General features: G+C 57.9%; 15 protein-coding genes. 6 read left to right on the top strand and 9 right to left on the bottom strand.

What is annotated here, in order from left to right:
* Position 1 precedes the first annotated feature (1 nt).
* Complete coding sequence (locus C9F13_RS17815; protein WP_281261079.1) at positions 2-2587, bottom strand: bifunctional diguanylate cyclase/phosphodiesterase; 2586 nt, start codon at positions 2585-2587, stop codon at positions 2-4.
* Positions 2588-2848: 261 nt separating this feature from the next.
* Between C9F13_RS17815 and C9F13_RS14815 the strand changes: the two genes are divergently transcribed.
* Both C9F13_RS14815 and C9F13_RS14810 read left to right on the top strand, forming a co-directional pair.
* Complete coding sequence (locus C9F13_RS14815) at positions 2849-4831, top strand: sensor domain-containing diguanylate cyclase (protein WP_108447045.1); 1983 nt, start codon at positions 2849-2851, stop codon at positions 4829-4831.
* A 150-nt stretch (positions 4832-4981) separates the two neighbouring features.
* Positions 4982-6715, top strand: coding sequence for a PilZ domain-containing protein (locus C9F13_RS14810; protein ID WP_108447044.1), 1734 nt, complete (start codon positions 4982-4984; stop codon positions 6713-6715).
* On the opposite strand, the gene C9F13_RS14805 is transcribed toward C9F13_RS14810, so the two are convergent.
* Positions 6712-7008, bottom strand: coding sequence for an EAL domain-containing protein (locus C9F13_RS14805; protein ID WP_281261080.1), 297 nt, complete (start codon positions 7006-7008; stop codon positions 6712-6714). The genes C9F13_RS14810 and C9F13_RS14805 overlap by 4 nt on opposite strands.
* A gap of 762 nt (positions 7009-7770) precedes the next feature.
* Between C9F13_RS14805 and C9F13_RS14800 the strand changes: the two genes are divergently transcribed.
* Positions 7771-9411 carry a methyl-accepting chemotaxis protein gene (locus C9F13_RS14800; protein ID WP_245888797.1) on the top strand — a complete coding sequence of 547 codons (1641 nt, stop codon included), beginning with the start codon at positions 7771-7773 and terminating at the stop codon, positions 9409-9411.
* Positions 9412-9671: 260 nt separating this feature from the next.
* Here the strand turns inward: C9F13_RS14800 and C9F13_RS14795 are convergent, their stop codons facing one another.
* The 3 genes from C9F13_RS14795 to C9F13_RS14790 form a co-directional block, all read right to left on the bottom strand.
* On the bottom strand, positions 9672-10364 hold the full coding sequence (locus tag C9F13_RS14795; RefSeq protein ID WP_157955212.1) for a GGDEF domain-containing protein: 693 nt from the start codon (positions 10362-10364) through the stop codon (positions 9672-9674).
* A 92-nt stretch (positions 10365-10456) separates the two neighbouring features.
* Positions 10457-10753 (bottom strand): hypothetical protein, encoded by a 297-nt coding sequence (locus C9F13_RS17545; protein ID WP_157955211.1) that lies wholly within the window; start codon positions 10751-10753, stop codon positions 10457-10459.
* A 179-nt stretch (positions 10754-10932) separates the two neighbouring features.
* A complete protein-coding gene (locus tag C9F13_RS14790; protein ID WP_108447041.1) occupies positions 10933-11988 on the bottom strand; it encodes a calcium/sodium antiporter in 1056 nt (351 codons plus the stop codon).
* Between the two features lie 212 nt (positions 11989-12200).
* Here C9F13_RS14790 and C9F13_RS14785 point away from each other — a divergent pair, with 212 nt between their 5' ends.
* Positions 12201-12575 carry a histone-like nucleoid-structuring protein, MvaT/MvaU family gene (locus C9F13_RS14785; protein ID WP_108447040.1) on the top strand — a complete coding sequence of 125 codons (375 nt, stop codon included), beginning with the start codon at positions 12201-12203 and terminating at the stop codon, positions 12573-12575.
* A 149-nt stretch (positions 12576-12724) separates the two neighbouring features.
* On the opposite strand, the gene C9F13_RS17540 is transcribed toward C9F13_RS14785, so the two are convergent.
* From C9F13_RS17540 to C9F13_RS17530, 3 genes are all read right to left on the bottom strand, one after another.
* Complete coding sequence (locus tag C9F13_RS17540; protein WP_157955210.1) at positions 12725-12982, bottom strand: hypothetical protein; 258 nt, start codon at positions 12980-12982, stop codon at positions 12725-12727.
* Between the two features lie 141 nt (positions 12983-13123).
* The gene (locus C9F13_RS17535) at positions 13124-13558 is read right to left on the bottom strand and encodes a hypothetical protein (RefSeq protein ID WP_157955209.1); all 435 of its coding nucleotides are present in this window, start codon (positions 13556-13558) and stop codon (positions 13124-13126) included.
* A 159-nt stretch (positions 13559-13717) separates the two neighbouring features.
* Positions 13718-14716 (bottom strand): hypothetical protein, encoded by a 999-nt coding sequence (locus tag C9F13_RS17530; RefSeq protein WP_157955208.1) that lies wholly within the window; start codon positions 14714-14716, stop codon positions 13718-13720.
* Between the two features lie 217 nt (positions 14717-14933).
* On the opposite strand from C9F13_RS17530, the gene C9F13_RS14780 reads away from it, so the two are divergent.
* Positions 14934-15962 (top strand): IS481 family transposase, encoded by a 1029-nt coding sequence (locus C9F13_RS14780; RefSeq protein WP_108447039.1) that lies wholly within the window; start codon positions 14934-14936, stop codon positions 15960-15962.
* A gap of 198 nt (positions 15963-16160) precedes the next feature.
* On the opposite strand, the gene C9F13_RS14775 is transcribed toward C9F13_RS14780, so the two are convergent.
* Positions 16161-17294 carry a PDDEXK-like family protein gene (locus tag C9F13_RS14775; protein WP_108447038.1) on the bottom strand — a complete coding sequence of 378 codons (1134 nt, stop codon included), beginning with the start codon at positions 17292-17294 and terminating at the stop codon, positions 16161-16163.
* A gap of 157 nt (positions 17295-17451) precedes the next feature.
* Between C9F13_RS14775 and hsdR the strand changes: the two genes are divergently transcribed.
* Positions 17452-19890, top strand: coding sequence for an EcoAI/FtnUII family type I restriction enzme subunit R (gene hsdR / locus C9F13_RS14770; protein WP_108447037.1), 2439 nt, complete (start codon positions 17452-17454; stop codon positions 19888-19890).
* Positions 19891-19928 lie beyond the last annotated feature (38 nt).

The raw sequence follows: 19928 nt of genomic DNA, 5'->3' as shown, positions 1-19928 counted from the left end.
TTCAGCTCCCAACAGGAGCGGCCAGCAGCCTCGGCAACGCCATGACCTCCTCTCGCGGCATCGGCTTGGCGAAGTAGAACCCCTGCAGCAGGTCGCAGTTGCGGCGAATCAGGTCTTGCTGCTGCTCCTGCTCCTCGATGCCCTCGGCCACCACCAGGTCCAAGTGGTGAGCCATGGTGATGATTCCCTGCACGATGGCAGCGTTGCTGCGGCTCGTCGTAATGTCCTGGATAAAGGCACGATCGAGCTTGACCTTGTGGATCGGCAGGTCGCGCAAGTAGCTGAGACTGGAAAAGCCGGTGCCGAAATCATCCAGCGCGACGCGCACGCTCATTGCCTTGAGCTCATTGATCAGCTCGATGGCCTGCTCGGCGCCATCGAGAAGCACGCTCTCGGTGACCTCCAGCTCCAGAAGCTCGGGCGGCAGGCCGGCGTCGTCCAGAGCCGCCTGGACATCCGCCAGGAAGCCGTCGCGACGGAACTGCAGCGAGGAGATGTTCACGGCAACCGGCCCCCTCAGCCAGCCTCCGGCATGCATGATCGCGGCGTCATGACAGGCACGACGCAGGATCCAGCCTCCCAGAGGGATGATCTGGCCGGTCTGCTCGGCCAGCGGAATGAACACGCCGGGTGAGATCATCCCACGCTCGGGGTGGTGCCAGCGGATAAGTGTCTCCAGCCCGCGAATGTGCCCGTTCACCGCTTCCACGATGGGCTGGTAGTAGAGCTCGAACTGATCATGACGCAGTGCCGTATGCAGGTCGTGGCGCAACAGCACCGCTTCCTCGGTGATACGCTGCTGCCCCCCCTGGTACCAGTGCCAGGTATTGCGCCCCTGCTGCTTGGCGTCAACCACCGCCAGGTCGGCGCGCTGCATCAGCTCGTAGGCGTACTCCACGTTCTCGCAGTTACAGGCGATTCCGATACCAATACTGGTACTGATATGCAATGGCTTGCCTTCTATCACGAAAGGACGCTCCAATGCGTTCAATACCTGCTCAGCCATGTCGATCCCGGCCTGTCGGCTATCGAGGTTAGGGAGCAGCAGGGCGAACTCATCACCCGTCAGGCGTGCCAGAGTGTCACCCTCGCCGATCAACTGGCGCAGCCGTTCGCTGACTCCCACCAGCAGCTGATTGCCGATGTGGTAACCCAGGCCATCGTTGACCGCTTTGAAACCGTCCAGGTCGAGGTGCATCACCACCAGCAGCCCTGACTCCCTCTGGACCCGCTCGAAGGCCGCCTGCAGGCACTCATCGAAGGCGGTGCGATTGGGAAGACCGGTCAGCAGATCATGAGTCGCCTGGTGGGTGAGCTGAGCCTCCTGCTCACGCGACCGGGTGATGTCCTGCTGGATACCGATGTAGTGTGTGCAGGTCCCGTCAGCGGCGCATACTGGGCTCAGTGAAAGGTGATTCCAGAAAGGCGTGCCATCCTTGCGATAGTTCCTCAGGGTGACTTCAACTGAGGCTCGCGCACGGATGGCGCGACGAATGGCGTCGAGTGCTTCGGAATCAGAGTCAGGCCCCTGTAGAAAGCGGCAATTGCGGCCCAGTACTTCATCTGGCACATAGCCGGTGAGTCGATAGAAAGCGTCGTTGGCATAGACCAGTGGCATGTCTGACTGACTTGCATCGGCCATGACCACCCCATTGGGTGTGGCCTGGATGCCACGCTCGAGCAGGCGGCGTGCTGCTTCCTCCTGTTTACGGGCGGTAATGTCACGACAGATGCCATACACCCCCACCACCTCGCCATCCACAGAGACTGGGAAATTGAGAATCTCCAGCCGATAGGGGTGGCCATCGCCGTGGGTGCCCACCGTTTCGTACTGGTGCGACCCGCCGTGCCTGGCAATATCGAACCCCGTCTGGGTCAACTCACGGTATTCGGGTTCGATGAATTCGTTGAAATGCTGGCCGATCAGCGCCTCTTCAGAGTACCCAGTAATGCGCGTGAGCGCTGCGTTACACCGCTGAAAGCGTCCCTCCAGATCAAACGTATAGACACCGTCAGGGTGGTTAACGAACAGCGAGCGATGCCACTCAGATAATGCCCGGTGGCTAATGGCGTCGCGATCGCGAACGATCGCTAAAGCGACAAGCGCCGCAGCCTGTTTCAGACGACGCCGGCTAATATCCGAGGGATAGCGCGGCTCGCAAAAGTAGGTACCGAAGGTACCCAGAAGCTCTCCTTGGGAGGTCAGCACGGGGCTTGACCAGCAGGCTCGTAGTCCCTCTCGCTCAGCGGAGTCGCGGAACGCCACCCAACGCGAATCGCTGCGGATATCCTCGGTGATCACCGGCTCGCGGCAGAAGGCAGCACTACCGAAGGAGGCCACGCCCGGGCCGATGGGTACCGCCTGTAGGCACGCATGGTAGGCCTTGGAGAAACGCTGGCTGGGGATGAGACTGAGTGTCTGTCGCCTGGCATCGAAGCGCATGAAGGCCACGATGGCCTCCGGCAGCAGGATCTCGATCCAGTGGGCGATGGCCTCCAGAGTGTCCTCAAGCGGTGTCTGCTGCGCAATCCGTTCGTGGACTTCTTGCTGCGCCTCCATAAGCGCCAATTCGTTGAGCACTCGCATGCCTCCGTGCCTCGTATGCGCTCACGGCATAAAGCGTGATGCTTGACCGCGCAATGCCATTCATTTTGGGATAGTGGCCGAGTGTGGCTTGACGAGCAAGCCACACGGGCGACACGGATTCCGTTTATATGCTGGGATGACGCCATACAGCTTTTGCTGGATACTTCGCACGGTTATTCATGAGGCAGAGACTGCTTGCCCATGACATCCTGACTCCTTTGCCTGCACGGACCGCGGCTGATCGGATTCGAGGTTCTGCCCTTGATCATCAACCCCCTATGGGCCCGCCTTACCCTGGCGGTCCTGCTACCCGTGGCGCTGGTCACCTTGACACTGACACCGATCTTCACCTCGCACCTGGAGGAGCGGGTCGACGGCACACGTCGGTCGGCCGAGTCGCTTCTCTCGTCCGAGTACAACCTGCTCCTGCGGGGCATGAACGAGAGCTTCAACCAGGTGTTGGCTACCGCAGAGTACCCTCTGCTGCAGCGCTTCCTATCCCGTCAGGATGGCGAGCAGACACCAACGTGGGGACTGGCGGCAAAGGACGACTGGGAGCAACTGGAGGCATTGTTCGACACGTTGCTGACCCACTTCGGTCGCTATACCCACCTGACAGTGGTCGACACGGAAGGGCGTGAGTGGGTCGCCACCTCGACAGTGTCTCTGCTACCGCGGCCGCCTGTGGTGGACCATGGGGCGACACCCGCTTTCCGCCAAGCCATGACGCTGCAGGCTCGGGACCTCTATGTTTCCCCTCCACGACTAGGCGCCTCCGGCAACGAGCAGGAGCCAGTGACCCCCGTCATCGATATTGCCACACCGATCATCGATGACCAGGGCGAGCGCCTCGGCGTGCTACTGTTTACCCTTGACTGGTCACAACTCACTGCATCACTCCCCCATGCCCGTGAGAGCCAAGCCGAGGCTCTGTTGGTGGATGCGCAGGGCGAATGGCTATTACCCGACGCCGATCGTCCAGACGAACGTTTCGGCCATCCCGTCACGGACCGCTGGCCCGCTGCCTGGTCGGCCATGTCGTCCTACAACCAGGGTACGGTGAACCTGGACGACCACTTGCTTGCCTTCCGCAGCCACGACCTGCGCACGCAGCACTACCGCAGCCAAGCCGGCATGATCATCAGCGCCCCCGCTACGCAGCCCTGGCGGCTCGGCATCCTGATGCCACAGCCTAGTTTCTGGGGGCTACTCAAGGAAAATCCGGTGCAGCTGCTGGCCATCGCCCTGGTCTACCTGTTGTCGGTGGCTTGCGGGGTGTTCTGGGTGCTCAGCAACCACCGTCTGCGCGAGCTACGACAGCGGGAGCTGCTGTTTTCCCGAGAGGCCCGCCAGTATGCCAGTGAGGTACAGGATCTGTACGAGCACGCCCCCTGTGGCTATCACTCGCTGGACAGCGATGGACGTGTCGTCAAGATGAACCGCACCGAGCTTGAGTGGCTGGGCTATCGCGCTGACGAGGTGATCGGCGAGCGCCACTACCGTGACTTCGTCACTCCAGCGACCCGAGAAGCTTTCGATGCAGCCTTCCGCCAGGTGCTGGGCAAGGGGCAGGAGGGCAGCGCCGAGTGCGAGCTGTTGTGTCGCGATAGCAGCCGCTTGCCGGTAGCGATCCAGGCCACCGCCCAGGTCACCGAGGACGGCTTCCAGTACTCTCGCGCCACGGTGTTCGACCTCAGCGAGCGCAAGGCACTAGAAGCACGCCTGGAGCGACGCGCGCTCACCGACCCACTCACCGACTTGGGCAACCGTCGGTATCTGGAGGGTCAGGCCGCCATGGAGATAGCTCGCGCCGAGCGCAGCGGGGCGCCGCTGTCGCTAATCGCCATCGACCTTGACCATTTCAAACGCATCAACGACACCTATGGCCACGACGTAGGCGATTCGGTACTGCAAGCCTTCGCCAGTCTCGCTCGCCAGGTGCTGCGCGACGGCGACGTGCTGTGCCGCATGGGCGGCGAGGAGTTCGCTCTGCTGCTACCCGACACCAACCGAGAACAGGCTCTGCGGGTCGCCGAGAGACTGCGTGAGACAGTCGCCACCAACCCCGCTAGGGTCGGAAAGGACACGACGGAGGACGGCACGCTAGCCTACACCGCCTCGCTGGGCGTGACGCTGGTTAGCGCCGGGGAGAGCACCTTGAAGCCGGCGATCAAGCGCGCCGATCAGGGGCTCTATGCCGCTAAGGGAACGGGGCGTAACCGCGTACGATGGCAGGCGACCTGAGCCACGACCCGCACGGGCAAGCAAATGTGCAGGCTTTGACCAGCTGATTGCTCTGTAAAGAAAAAAGCATATAGTCTACTTGTATATAGAACTATTCCATATCCTTGATGTGAACCAATAAAAACACCATCGCATGCAAAGGTATCCGACATGGTTCTCCCCACTCTGTATGCCAACCCATCAGCAGCGGTAATTCGCTCACTGCTGCAACACACCCATGACGTGTCGATCTACGCCAAGGACATGGCCTATCCGCTGAGGGCAGAGGTCCACGACCTCGACCTGAGTAGTGGGCGGTTGGTGTTGGAAGTGGCATATGTCGGCCCAGATATCGAGCGCTATCTGGTCAACGGCGGAATCAGCTTCGACCTGGAGGCCATGAAGGGTGCAATGGCCATAGAGCGAGAGTCCTACAGTCTCAGCAACGTCGCCGCCAAGCTGCTCAAGACCGATAGCACGCTCTATCACCTGGAATGCCAGCTCCCGGATTCCGTGTTCGTGGCCGAGCAACGTGGGGCAATCCGTATTCCCTTTGTTCTTGGTATGCAGACCCGAGTCAGCCTCGAGGTCTATCTGCACGAGCTCAATGTGCCGGGACGACTGCGAAACCTGTCGGTGGGGGGCTGCATGGTCGATATTGACCTGGCCGAGAGCGTCGCCATCAATGTTGACCAGGAGATTCCTGGCATCACTCTCGAGTTTCCCAATGGGGAGAGTTTCTTCGCCGAGGGCATGATTCGTCACATCCGCCCCTTCGGCAATCACGGTTATGCCGCGGTCGGCGTACAATTCATCAACCTGAGCACGTCACAGTCGGAAGCGCTGTTCCGCTATGTGAACGAGTCGGAGCGTGAAGCCGCCTACCGCACGGGAGCCAACGACAAGCTCGACTACCACTCCCCGCTGTTCAGCCCCGGGGCCAAGGAGAAGAAGATCCAGCAGCGCGAAGCTCAGGAGCGCGAGAAGCGTTCGCGCCAGTCGCCCATGGAGCGCGGCGTCATGGATGTGGCACATCAGCTCCAGGTGGGTCTGATGTACATGAAGACCCGCCATCTCTTTCCTGAGGAGATCTTCTACGACTGCGTCGATACTCTGCGCTACTTGGTGGAGCAGGATCGCAAGGCGTTTCTCTACGCCCTTTCGTTATTGCGCGACGAGCCGGAGTGGGTCCGCCACGCGGTGCAGGTCGCCGGCCAGCTGGCCGATATGCTGCTGATCCGAGACCCACACGACCCCAGGGTGCGCGAGGCTGTTCTGGGCGCCCTGCTGCACACCCAGGGCAAGCCACTGCTGATCGGCCCGCAGCTCCCATCGCTCAAGGTCAACATGAACCCAATGCAGAAGGAGATGCTCACTGGCCATGTGGCGGCACTCTCACACAAGCTGCAGGCGCTTGGCTGGTCACCGAGTCCCTCCTGCCGCGAGATCGTCGAGAACGCCAACGAGCGTCTGAACGGTACAGGTTATCCGGCAGGCAAGCGCGGTGACGAGCTTCCTGACCTGGTGCGCTTGATCGCGGTGATCAAGGCAGTCAACCGACTGATGCATACCCGCAACGGTATTCCGCCGCGCACGCCGCTGGATGCTTATCGCATGATCAATGATGCCGCCTCGGCCTTCGACAAGACGGTACTGGTGGAGTACATCCAGGTCTACGGACTCTATCCGATCGGCAGCCTGGCCAAGTTCTCTGGGGGATTCCTCGCCTGGGTGATGGATATCGACAGCAAGGGAATGCCCAGCCGGGTGAAGGTGGTCAAAAACCTCCGCTTCCCTGATACCAACATCAGCAGTGAGCTGAGCAGTAGCGACTTCACACAGATCGGCAAGCTGGAAGATATCGTCAATCCAGCCGACTACGGCGTGAAGGTCATCAAGGTCTAGCGGACACAAAGAAAGCCCTGAAAGACCTCATAGCCCAGCGACATCAGGTAATTATGCTGCTCCACCGTTTCGGTACCCTCGGCGACCACCCTGAGGTCGAGTTCCTGGGCCAAGGTGATGGCGTCCTGGCAGATGGCGGCATTCTTGTCGCTCTCGGCGGCGTCCTGTACGAAGCTGCGGTCGATCTTGATCTTGTCGATCGGCAAGTCACGCAGGTGGCTCAGGCTGGAGAAGCCGGTGCCGAAGTCATCGATGGCGGTATTGACCTCCATACCGCTCAGGGCGTGGAGGATATCGATGGCCCCGTAGGTGTCGCGAATCAGTATGCCCTAGACAAGCTCCAGCTCCGGATGCTCTGGTGCCAAGCCCATCTAGTCCAGCACGTTGTGCAACGTTGAGGCGATGAAGTTGAAGGGAGCCATGACCAACTCAGCAGGCCCTCCCCGGCCAGCTTTTGGGCATCTTGGCAAGCCTGACGCATCACCCAGCAACTCTGCGGGATGATCTGGCCGGACTCTCCCGGGTTGGTAACGAATTTACCGGTGAGATGAAGCCCGTAGTGGGCTGATGTCAGCGGACCAGCGCTTCCAGTCCGTCGACATGGCTTTCCCACTGGCGCGAGCAACGAGCGTCACACGACACTTGATGCCAGGCATTCAGCTACAGGCATCGACCCACAACGAGACACCATGTCTGACCTTAAAGAGTTGACGCGATACTTTTAAACACACCGTTGACCCAGCGGGAGTACCGTCTCGGCGACGATGACCTGCTGATTTCGCGCATCATTCTTCAGAAAAGACGATGCCGTTCGTGAAAGCCACTGCCGCCAACCCGGGAAGGGTCGCCAGGAAAGCAACTGGTCCTACCACTTAAGATGGCGATGCACTCAAGATGCCCGGTCGCAGGCCGACAAGAAAGTAAACTTTTTCTGCCACCCCCCATTGGAGTCTCACGTGCCAGCCCGTCGTCTCAACTTCCTCAGTGGATTCAGCCTGCAGACTCGCCTGCTATGCCTCGTTCTACTCCCCCTCCTAGTGGTGACCGTTTCCTTAGTGCTGCTCAATGCCCAGGAACGGGCTGCCGACACGCGTGCGGCGCTCGAAGCGCAGCGTGGTCGCCTGGTGGAGTTCCGTAAGGCGGCGATTCGTGACGTGGTCAATACCGCCAAGAGTGCCATCGCGCCGATCGTGGCCAACAGCGAGCTGAGCGATCCCGAGGCGAGAGAGCGTGCCGCCGAGGTACTGCGCGCCATCCGGTTCGACGGTAACAACTATATTTTTGTTTATCGCTATGATGGCACCAACATCGTGCTTCCCCATTCGCCGGAGCGGGAAGGCAAGGACCTAAGCGACCTGCAATCGCCTAATGGTGACTACATCGTCAAGGACTTCATCGAGGTGGGCCGCAAGGGCGGCGGCTTCTACGAGTATCCGTGGGAATACCCGGGTACCTCGGACATCGAGCCCAAGCAGTCCTATATCGCCGACATTCCCGAGTTCGGCTGGGTGCTGGGCACCGGTGCTTACGTGCGGGATATCGAGGAGACCATGGCCGGCATCGAGGCCGCGGCCTCGGGTGAGCTTCGCAAGAGTATCCTGAGCGCTGCCTTGACGGGGCTCGCGATTTTCCTGGGGGTGGCACTGTTGGCAGCCTGGCTGGTTCGCCAAGCCGTGCGGCCCATCCGTGAGACGTCCATGGCGATGAGCGATATCGCTAGGGGCAAGGGGGATCTTACGCGACGCCTGACGGTGCACGGCCGTGATGAGGTGGGAGAGCTCGCCACCCAGTTCAATGCCTTCGTGGAGCGCATGCAGCACACGCTGATCGAGGTCCGCGGCAGCACCCGGGAAGTGACCTATTCGGCCCAGGACATTTCCCGTGGCAGCGAGGAGCTGGCCAGTCGGACCGAACAGTCGGCGGCAAACCTGCAGGAGACCTCGGCCTCCATGGAGGAGATCACCTCCACCGTGAATAACAGCGCGGAGTCTGCCCAGCAGGCCAACCAGCTGGTGACCAGCACCGCCGACGTTGCCCGCCAGGGCGAGCAGGCGATGCAACAGGTCGAGCGCACCATGGGGGATATCCGCACCTCCGCTGAGCGCATCAGCGAGATCATCACGCTGATCGACGGCATTGCCTTTCAGACCAACATCCTGGCGCTGAATGCCTCGGTAGAGGCGGCGCGTGCAGGCGAGCATGGTCGCGGCTTCGCGGTGGTAGCCCAGGAGGTCCGCAGTCTTGCGAGCCGCTCCAGCGATGCCTCCAAGGAGATCCGCGAGCTGATTGATGTGTCTGTCGCGCATGCGCGTGATGGCAGCACAATCGTTCAGCGGGCAGGCGGCACTATGCAGGAGATCGTGGAGAGTGTTGCCCGAGTCACCGACGTGATCGCGGAGATCAGCGCAGGGGCACGAGAGCAGAGCAGCGGCATCGGACAGATCAATACCGCGGTGGCGGAGCTGGATACCATGACCCAGCAGAACGCCGCCATGGTATCGCAGGCCTCCTCCAGCGCCGCGGAGATGACCCGTCATGCCGAGCAACTCCGCGAGCTCGTGGACTCCTTCATCCTCGGCGAGGACAGCGCCTATAAAGCATCGCCCAGCGAGACCGCGCCAACGCTGATGCACAAGGTCGAAAAGCGCAAGCGCATGGAGCGTGCAGCCGTCGCCGACGAGTGGGAAGCGTTCTGACAGACATCCATGGTTTGGGCTTCCCGCCTTTTTAGATCATAGCCCGGTGGTTCAGCTCGCCGGGCTACCTTTTAAGTTCCAAGAGAGACTGCCCCACTCGCTCGAGTGACATTTTGACAAGAACACTATCGAAAAACAGGCCAGCGTAGGGTCTCCTAGTCGGTCTGATCGGAGCTTAACGCTTGGTCCGGGTTTCAGGGGCCGCTTCAGTCAGCATACGACAATATCAATTATCTCTAATTTTTCATGCAGTCCACTGCCTAGACTGATGGTTTCTCACATTGTGGGTGGAGCAAAACCAGGGGGAAGGTCACTGTGAACTCATCCCCTCCGATCCGGGCCACGAGATCCGGTTCCCTCAGCGTCGAATGGAGCCGCTCGCCTACCTGTCGCAGCAGGTCATCTCCCATGGCATGCCTGTGGGCATCATTGACAGCCTTGAATCGGTCAAGGTCGATGAACAACAGGGCAAGCGTCTGGCCTTGTCGTTCCGCTAGCTGGATCGCTAGCCGCAACCGAGAGAAAAACTCGCTACGGTTGGCAAGCCCGGTCATAGGGTCGAACTGGGCCAGCTGGCGATACTTCGCCTCGCTGGCCAACAACGATGCTTCCAGGGCCTTCAGCTCGGTGCTGTCATTGACATACCCCGTCCACAGGATGGTGCCATCATTGAGTCGCTGTGGCTTATCGTGGGCCTCTACCCACAAGACATGGCCATCGCGGTGGAGCATGCGAAACTCCGAGTGCCATGACACCATCTGCTCAGCAGCGAAGAGGCTTTCACGAATCACCCTCTCGGTCTCCTCAGGATGGATCCGTCCCATCAGCGCATCAGCATCCGCCAGCGCCTCTTCTACCTTCACCCCGAACATGGTCTCGGCGCGCTCGCCGACGAAGGAGTAATACCAGTGGCCCTCCGACGACCGGCATAGTTGGAACACGAACTCCAGCATGAAGGCGGCCACGGTAGTGAGCTGCTGTGCAAAATTTCGTGTCCAGGTGATTTCGCGAGCGGAGACGACCAGCCTTCCAGCTTGCGCTGGCCCTATGGAACGGAAAAGAACATGCCAGGTGCGCTGGCCGCTGGGAACTGCGTAAGCCTGCTCGAACTCGACGGTGTCGCCCTTGGCAAGACACCGCCGGTACTCCAGTGCCAGCCTTTCGGCATCCTCGATGGCAGTACCGCCTCCAGGCGAGCATTCTCGACCTGATACCGGGCAAAGCCGGTGGCTTCCACGAAGGCACCGTTAACCTTCAGGAAACGGAATCCGCCATCGGCTTCGGATTGAACAACCTTAGACACATCCGGGCAGTCTTCGAAGGCGGCGTGAATCAGGTCCATCAAGGCTCCTCGTGGAATGTTCGCTCCCGGCCTTGGGAGCAGACGCTACCTCCCAGCCTACTTCTGAGAGAGGTCATGCCTATTCTCCGTTATCGGCCAGCATCCCGTCAGCCTGAACAGATTGGTGTGTGCTCCATGGCCAAACGCCCAGGAGCAGCGAACGGTGCCACTCGGTAGCATTACCTCTTACCTTGCCTGCGTCGCTTCTGGATCGCCAACACGACCAACGTCAGCGCCGTCAGCGGCAGAGCGAAATAGACCAGGGCGCCGAAAACCGGTAGCGCATCATGCTGGATCGCCGCCAGGATCAGGTAGAGGGTATAGATCAGGTAGTAGGCCAGCAGCACGCCGCCCTCCCAGCGGTCGATCATCCCGCCGGTGAAGCAGATCGGCAGGCAGGCCAGGGCGACAACAATCATCACCGGGATATCGAACCCCAGCATGGCGTCGGAGACGGCGATGCCCGACGGAGCCAGCAGCCCCGTGAGCCCCAGCACGCCGAGGATATTGAAGATGTTGCTACCCACCACGTTGCCCACGGCGATATCCCGCTCGCCGCGCAGCGCGGCGATAATCGAGGTCACCACCTCGGGCAACGAGGTGCCGGCGGCGATGATGGTCAGGCCGATCACCTGCTCGCTGATACCCAGCGACTGGGCGAAGCTCACTGCGCCCTCCACCAGCCAGCGCGAGCCCAGCACCAGCATGCCCAGGCCGACCGCCACGTAGAGCAGGTTGATGCCCAGGGAGGCGGAGGCTGCTTCTGCCTCTTGTCCTGTCTCCGCCGACTGTGCCTTGGCGTTCTGTCGGAACAGGAACACTAGGTAGGCGGCCAGGCCGGCGACCAGCAACATACCGTCGAGGCGGCCGATGCCGCCGTCCAATGCCAACAGCAGCACGGCTAGGGAGAGTCCTACCATCAGCGGGATATCGAATCGGATCAGTTGCTGCGCCACCACCAGCGGCACGATCAGGGCCGAGACCCCCAGGATGAACAGCACGTTGAAGATGTTGCTGCCCACCACGTTGCCCAAGGCGATACCCGCCTGGTCATCGACAGCCGCCTTGAGGCTCACCGCGAGTTCCGGCGAGCTGGTGCCAAAGGCCACCACCGTCAGACCGATGATCAGAGGCGACATACCGACACGGGTGGCCAGACGCGAGGCGCCTCTCACCAGTCCCTCAGCGCCGGCGATCAGCAGTACTAGCCCAGCCACGAATGCCAAAAGCGCCATGCGTCCCCCCAAGTCAGATCGTCGTCATGGGCAAGTATTATCGATGCCCGAACGAATGGCACTCTCAATCCGCATCGAAAAGGCATGGTGCCCTTATCCGGAAGCCACCTGTCAAATTATACTTAAATATCTACCGGAGTAACCCATAGAATTTAATCTTCCTGCATATTGATTCATAATAGGCCTTCATCGAAACGCTATCAGGAGCGCCAATGTCTCTACTCAACACGTATGTGGAAAAAGAGCAGCAGCTGAAGCAGCTGAAAGACGAGCTGGACAAGCTGAAGAACGACGAACGTCTCAAGGCAGAGTTGGAGTTCAAGAACCACCTCGAAACCCTGATGCGCGAGTTCGATAAGTCGGCGGCCGAGGTCATCCACCTGCTCGACCCGAAGCCCACCGCCAACAAAACCTCAAACAGCACCAAGAGCACAGGTCGTGCCAAGCGCAAGCTGAAGATTTACAAGAACCCAAACACGGGTAAGGTTGTCGAGACTAGGGGCGGCAACCAGAAAACGCTGAAGGGCTGGAAAGAAGAGTACGGTGCCGACACCGTAGAAAGCTGGCTGGTAAGAACCGAAGATTAATGAGTCCTGACCTGCTCACCAAAAACAGCTGGGCAGGTCAGCTTTCGGCCAAAAGCTGACATTTAGCCCCCCCCCTGATGTAACGCTAAGCTCTGAGGTAAATTGAAACGAAGCGAAAATTCATCAGCTGCAGCTTCTTGTTAAGATTTTCATGAAGGAAAATCTTTATCTTCGTATGCAAATTTCTCCATACGCAGCTCATGTTCTGTTTTTACAGGGTACTGAACCTGTCCATTTTGTTTTATCCAACCCACGCTATACCTCGGACAAAAACCATGATCTGAGTACTGTATGCTATATACACCTAAAAGAACCCAGCCCTTAGCTAAATGCCGATTAACCTTATCATTATATTCAAATTCGAGAACTTCAACAACATCTTGTGGATTAAATTTTTGTGATGACATTTTAACTCCGCTACTTGTACTGTGGTTTACATTCTGCTTTTCCCGACATGCCCGCTTGGGTCCTCAGTTGCCTTAGCCATTCAGATTAGCATAGACTAACATTCCGCACCCGGTCGAATGCTGCCCTGCTTTTTACTACAATCAACTATCCATTTCATCCAGCCATCTAGAAATTATTAATCCGCAATCAAAAGTAGCATTTGCATAAGCCTCAACACCAGACAAATAAGCTTGTCTACCCAAGGTCTCAATTATCACATCTTTGGTGCCGCCATTACTTCCCACCCATAAAGTGTCTATAACTTCGAGATCCATACGTGTCGCATTGCGACGTAGTTCTGAAATAACACATGAAGAATTGCGGTAGACTATATCTTCTAGTTCAACATCATCGTTTCCCTCAATCGGAAAATCATCGGCATAGACACGATAGGAGGAGGGGATCACCTTACCGCTTAATATTCTTTGTAAAAGTTCATCCTGGCTCAACAGGCTATGTGAGTAGCTCCTGTCCGGTGAACCGCCAATACATCCGCTTAGGATAAGCATTGTCAACATAGTAAAAGTTGTTTTCATTTTTCTCCTAAGTATCTATCTATTTACCGGAATGCCCGCTCTGGGTCATTAATTGAAAACTTAGATATAGACCCACTGCTGAAGTCCACAAAAATTACAGTATTTTCGTAAAAAAATAACTAGATCTTGCTTTATTTACATTCCTAAAATCTTAAAAACTTACTCATACGTAAACCTTTGTGCAAACATAATAGCTATCATAACCAGTGCGATCTCTTCTAGTTTCTCGCATCCATTCTCATGTATGGCTTTTTTAATTTCAGGCAGTACAATCTCTAAATCAGAAACGTGAAAGTAATGAACATCGCCTCCAAATTCCAAGACTGCCAACCTCGTCTCCATTGGCCATTTTTTACTTTCTTTTACTTTAAAAACACTATAAACCACGTTGTCGTCAAATGAGTAAACAGCCCCTGCCGGGATATGGTATCTAGTCCGAGGCTTAAGCTGCCGAGGCGGAACCTCTCTTCTATCAGGATTTAGTGAAGCAGTCTCAAAGATTTCACAAAAATTCTTAGCGGCCCTAATCTCCTTTCTATTCGCACGTTCTTTAAGCTTGTGGAATGAAGAAAATCTAGTACTCACTGATGTAGGATGAGAAACTAACGAGGGGATATGAATTTGAAACCAATAATTAAAAACCCTCTTCTTCATTCCGAAGTCTGACTTAGCCTCCAAGTGGTTAACCACTTTTTTTAAATCCTTTTGAATCGTATCTTTAGCATGATCACTAGTAAAAGCAAATGTCAAACCATTATGGTTGTACGCAACTTTAGTTACATCAGCAGCAACGCAGCCAAAGACGTTCCTCCCATCACGTTTTTCGGGCATTCTTTTTTGCAGCTGTACTTCAGCATCTCTTATTCTTTTGCTCAATTGTTTACTGCTGGCAATTCTCTTGCATTCAATATAAAAGGCTTCTTTTTTGGAAACAGCAATAATATCAGTTTCGGTAGTAAGATCAACATGACAACCATATTGCAAAAAATAACTAGCGATTCTAAGCTCAAACTGAGCATTCCTAGAGTCAGAGTCTTTATCCAGTGCGGCAAAATCACTTCCGCCGATCATGAGCTCCAACTTCTCATCACCACCTAAAGGCTCTTTGCATTTCAACCCCCTCAATATCCACATAAGCTCGTGAACTTCCCGCAACACATAAAGCTCCCAATCTAATGGGCTTTCAAACGGTCCTGTCAAAGAATTTTTAAATACTCTCCAAGGATCTGAGTCTTTCTCCAAAACCAAAGAAAAATAGTCTAGATACCTCTCAATCCTTGTATTTGTAGGGTCCCGGATGATCGGATCGCCTATAGAAGTTATCCTCTGTTAGCAGCCAGGGAGCTTCTTCAGCAATTCATCCGGGAGCAGGTTCATGGACATCAAGCTGCATAAACAGGCGACCACGACACCGAAGATCCGGTCAGAGATCCAGGCCGCGCCCTCCAGCATCACGGATAGCGAGCTGGCCCGCCAGTATGGCGTCGCCACCGCGACCATCCGGCGCTGGCGGTACCGTGACGATGTCCACGACCGATCGCACACGCGTCACAACCTGCTGGCCACGCTCACGCCCGAGCAAGAGGAGGTGCTGATCGCAGCGCGCGAATTCCTTCGCCTCGGCCTGGATGATCTCCTCGTCGTGGCGCGTGAGTTCCTGAACCCCCGGTTGTCTCGCTCCGGCCTGCATCGCATGCTCCAGCGGCGCGACGTGCCGACACTTGCGGAACTCGCTCGGCAGGACGCCGGAGATGACGAGAAGCCACGGCACAAGCCCTTCAAGGACTACGAACCGGGGTATGTGCACATCGACATCAAGCACCTGCCTCAGATGCCCGACGAGGAGCAAAAGCGCTACCTGTACGTCGCCATCGATCGCGCCACGCGTTGGGTGTATCTGGAGATCCGAAGCAGTCAGTCCGCGAAGGATGCTCGCGCGTTCATGAAGCAGGTGGAAGAGAAGGCGCCCTTCAAGATCCAGACGGTGCTGACTGACAACGGCAAATCCTTCACCGATCGCTTCACACGTGCAGGTGAGCGCAAGCCCAGCGGCCGGCATCCGTTTGACCAGGAGTGCCGGGCACATGACATCGAACACCGCCTGATCAAGCCGGGAAAGCCGCAGACGAACGGCATGGTGGAGCGCTTCAACGGCCGCATCAGCGACGTGCTGGCGACTCGGCGCTATGCCTCAGCCGAGGACCTGGAGCAGACGCTGAAACGCTACACTTGGCTGTACAATCACCACATCCCGCAGAAGGCGCTGCACCACCAATCACCCATTGCGATGATGAAAGAATGGCAGACTAAACGGCCTGAGCTATTTACCAAGCGGGTGGTTAATCACACGGGACCCGACATGTATTCTTTAGCCTTATCCCTTTTAAAGAGAGATACTCATTAATTTCGACTAGATCCTGAAAGTGATGGGAGTACTCTAGTGATGGAAGCGTTTGCAATGGCAAGTTGTATGTTTTTTCTTTTTCCATGCTTTTCAAACCCTAAAACTTAACGCAATAATTAATCAACAGCTTCAGGAAACCATGCAGCGGAATTGATGAATTCTTCGTGTCCGCTTTGGGTCGACAGTTGACATTAGCTATCACTCAGAAACCGCATCACATTCCGCCTTTATCTGATCCAATCCCCCACGGTGCTGCAACAATTTCAGCGCTTCGCACCCGGCCTCAAATATACGTTCTCGCTGCTCTTCCATGTTTTTGGAGCCTCGGAGAATTTCGATTAGCGGGGTTTCCAGATAAAGAGGATGGTAGGTATTTGCTTGCTGCTCTTCCCCATGGTCGTAGAAGGTCCAGCGGCTTTCTTGCGATATTTCGGCTAATGTCGCTTTTAATGCTCGATAGCTGTCCATGGATGGATAATAGCGACGCAGAGCATTACTAAAATCGAGGATAAGCTGCAGCTTGACGGTGTCTTCGGTCCGATGGTTAATCAGGTGGTCGCTGCCATCCAGCACGCAACCGATGAAAATACCTGGGCTCCATTTGCGTTTGGCATCGGTGCGGAGAAATTCGATGCCAATCCGCCCCCAGCGCATACGCTTCATCTCGGCTTGGTAACCGCCCTCCACCGGCCAGTCTCGTGCAGCGAGGGGAGTGAAGGCTTTTTCCAGTTGCTGGGGCAGTTTGCCTGCCGAAGGGAAGTAGCGAATGGCTTCGTGGGCGATGGGGGCCGCAGGCTGAAGGCCTTCATGTGCCAGCAACGCAAGGAAGTTCTCGATATGAAAACGCTCCGTGGCTCCCTCTACCTCACCCAGGTACTGCTCAAGCGTCCTGTGTATATCACTCCAACACAGGTTGGCATCGGCTGCTTCGCTGTGCTGATGGCGGCTGGCGGTAATCGCCACGACGCGGATCTCAGAGGCAGAGAATTGCTGACAAGCCAGCTCACGATAGCCATTGATCTGATCGTCTCCCAGTCCGGACCACACCTTGTGCTCGAAGATCAACGCCATTCCGGGCCAAGTCACCTGCATATCAGGACGGCGACTCCCTAGGCGTGCCTGAGTGCTCCACTCAACGTCTTCACTGTCCCGTGGCAGATCGAATCCCTCTCCTTCGGGCATGGCTCGTTGCAGATATGCCAGCACCGCCTCGCTGATGCCGCTACTGCTGCGCAACAGCCAGGCAAACACTTCAGTGATGAAGTTTTCCAGGGAGTCCCTACCCTCACGAGGGCGATATTGGCGAAGGCTGACCAGTAAGCTGCTATCCATTGCGCGTTTCCTATCCTGTGTGTTCCTGCCGGTTTTGGTGCTGTCTGTTCTCGACAGGTAGCAAGGCCAGCCTAGCACAGTATGCTTAGCCTTCTAGCGTAGCGTAAGCTTGGGTAACTAAAGCTGCCCACCCTCCATCGACGAGCAGGATGCTGCCATGGACAAGAAGGCCCTCAGCGAACGGGATATCTGTACCAAGTTCATCACGCCAGCGCTGGAGCGCGCCGGCTGGGATATCCAGTCCCAGGTGCGCGAGGAGGTGTCGTTTACCAATGGCCGCATCATCGTGCGAGGCAGGCTGCACACCCGCGGCAAGCGGCGTCGCGCCGACTACGTGCTCAGCTTCCAGAAGAACCAGCCCATCGCGGTGATCGAGGCCAAGGACAACAAGCACGGCCTAGGCGACGGCATGCAGCAGGGGCTGGCCTACAGCGATGCCCTGGACGTGCCCTTCGTGTTCGCAAGCAACGGCGACGGCTTCCTGTTCCATGACCGCACCGGGCTGGGCGAGCAGACCGAAACCGTGCTCGGCCTGGACGACTTCCCCTCACCGGAAGCGCTGTGGGAGCGCTACTGCCAGCACAAGGGCATCGGCCGGGCCGCGCGCACAGTGGTGGAGCAGCCCTTCTACGACGACGGCAGTGGTCGAACGCCACGCTACTACCAGACGGTGGCCATCAACCGCACCGTGGAGGCGGTGGCCCGCGGCCAGGACCGCATCCTGCTGGTGATGGCCACCGGCACCGGCAAGACCTTCACCGCCTTCCAGATCATCTGGCGGCTGTGGAAGGCCAAGCAGAAGAAACGCATCCTCTTTCTCGCCGATCGCAACATCCTGGTCGACCAGACCAAGAACAACGACTTCAAGCCATTTGGCCAGGCGATGACCAAGGTCACCAACCGCACGGTGGACCCGTCCTACGAGATCTATCTCTCGCTCTATCAGGCGGTGACCGGCAGCGAGGAAGACAAGAACATTTACAAGCAGTTCTCGCCGGACTTCTTCGACCTGGTGGTGATCGACGAATGCCACCGCGGCAGCGCCGCCGTGGACTCCGCCTGGCGCGCGATCCTGGAATACTTCTCCTCGGCCACCCACATCGGTCTAACCGCCACGCCCAAGGAGACCAAGGAGGTCTCCAACATCGACTACTTCGGTGAGCCGGTCTACACCTACTCGCTCAAGCAGGGCATCGAGGATGGCTTCCTCGCCCCCTACAAGGTGGTGCGGGTGGATATCGACCGCGATCTGCAGGGCTGGCGGCCCAGCAAGGGCCAGCGTGACGCGCTGGGCCAGGAGATCGAGGACCGCATCTACAACCAGAAGGATTTCGACAGGCAGCTGGTCCTCAAGAAACGCAGCGAGCTGGTGGCCCGAAAGGTCACCGAGTTCCTGGAGAACAGCGACCCCTACCAGAAGACCATCGTCTTCTGCGAGGACATTGACCACGCCGAGCGCATGCGCCAGGCGCTGGTGAACCTGAACCCCAAGCGAGTCGCCGAGAACCGTAAGTACGTGATGCGCATCACCGGCGACGAGAATGAAGGCAAGGCTGAGCTCGACAACTTCATCGACCCGGAAGCGCGCTATCCGGTCATCGCCACCACCAGCAAGCTGATGACCACCGGCGTCGACGCCCAGACCTGCAAGCTGATCGTGCTCGACCAGCGCATCCAGTCGATGACCGAGTTCAAGCAGATCATCGGCCGCGGCACTCGCATCAACGACGACTACCACAAGCACTGGTTCACCATCCTCGACTTCAAGAAGGCCACCGAGCTGTTTGCCGACCCCGACTTCGACGGCGAGCCGGTGAAGGTCTACCAGCCCAAGGGCGACGATGCCCCCATCGTGCCGGATGACGAGATCAGCGACGACGATCACCCGGACGCCGGCCAGCCGGTCGACGGGGTCGCCGAGGTGGAAGGCGACTACGAGGTCGAGCCCGGCGAGACCTGGCAGACTGACGACACTATCACTGGGGCCGACTTCGGTAATGACGAGGGCCCCGGCAAGCGGGTCAAGTACGTGGTCGACGACGTCGAGGTCAGCGTGGTGGCCGAGCGGGTGCAGTACCTCGATGCGAATGGCGACCTGATCACCGAGAGCCTGCGCGATTACACCCGCAAGAAAGTGAAAGAGCAGTTCGCCTCCCTGGATGACTTCCTGCGCCGCTGGCAGGATGCCGAGCGCAAGCAGGCAATCCTCGACGAGTTGGAGGAGAACGGCGTCTTCTGGGACGACCTGATCAAGGAGCTGGGCGACCGACTCGGCGACGAGCCCGACCCCTTCGACGTGATCTGCCACATCGCCTTCGACCGCCCGCCGCTGACCCGCCGCGAGCGCGCCGAGCAGGTGAGGAAGCGCGACATCTTCGGCCGCTATGAAGGCCAGGCCCGCCAGGTGCTGGAATCCCTGGTCGACAAGTATGCCGATGCCGGCATCGTGCCTATCGAAGACATCAACGTCCTCAACGTCGCTCCCTTCAGCCAGATCGGCACGGTCACGGAGCTGGTCACCGCTTTCGGCGGAAAGCCCGGCTATACCCGCGCAGTCCACGAACTGGAAGAGGCCCTCTACCAGTCCGGCAGCTGATCGCGGTTATGCTATGCACACCCTGATGCCGGCCACTC

The sequence above is a fragment of the Halomonas denitrificans genome, from assembly GCF_003056305.1.
GTDB lineage: Bacteria > Pseudomonadota > Gammaproteobacteria > Pseudomonadales > Halomonadaceae > Halomonas > Halomonas denitrificans.
Note: the sequence above shows the minus strand (reverse complement) of the source record. Positions and strands in the feature narration are given on the sequence as shown.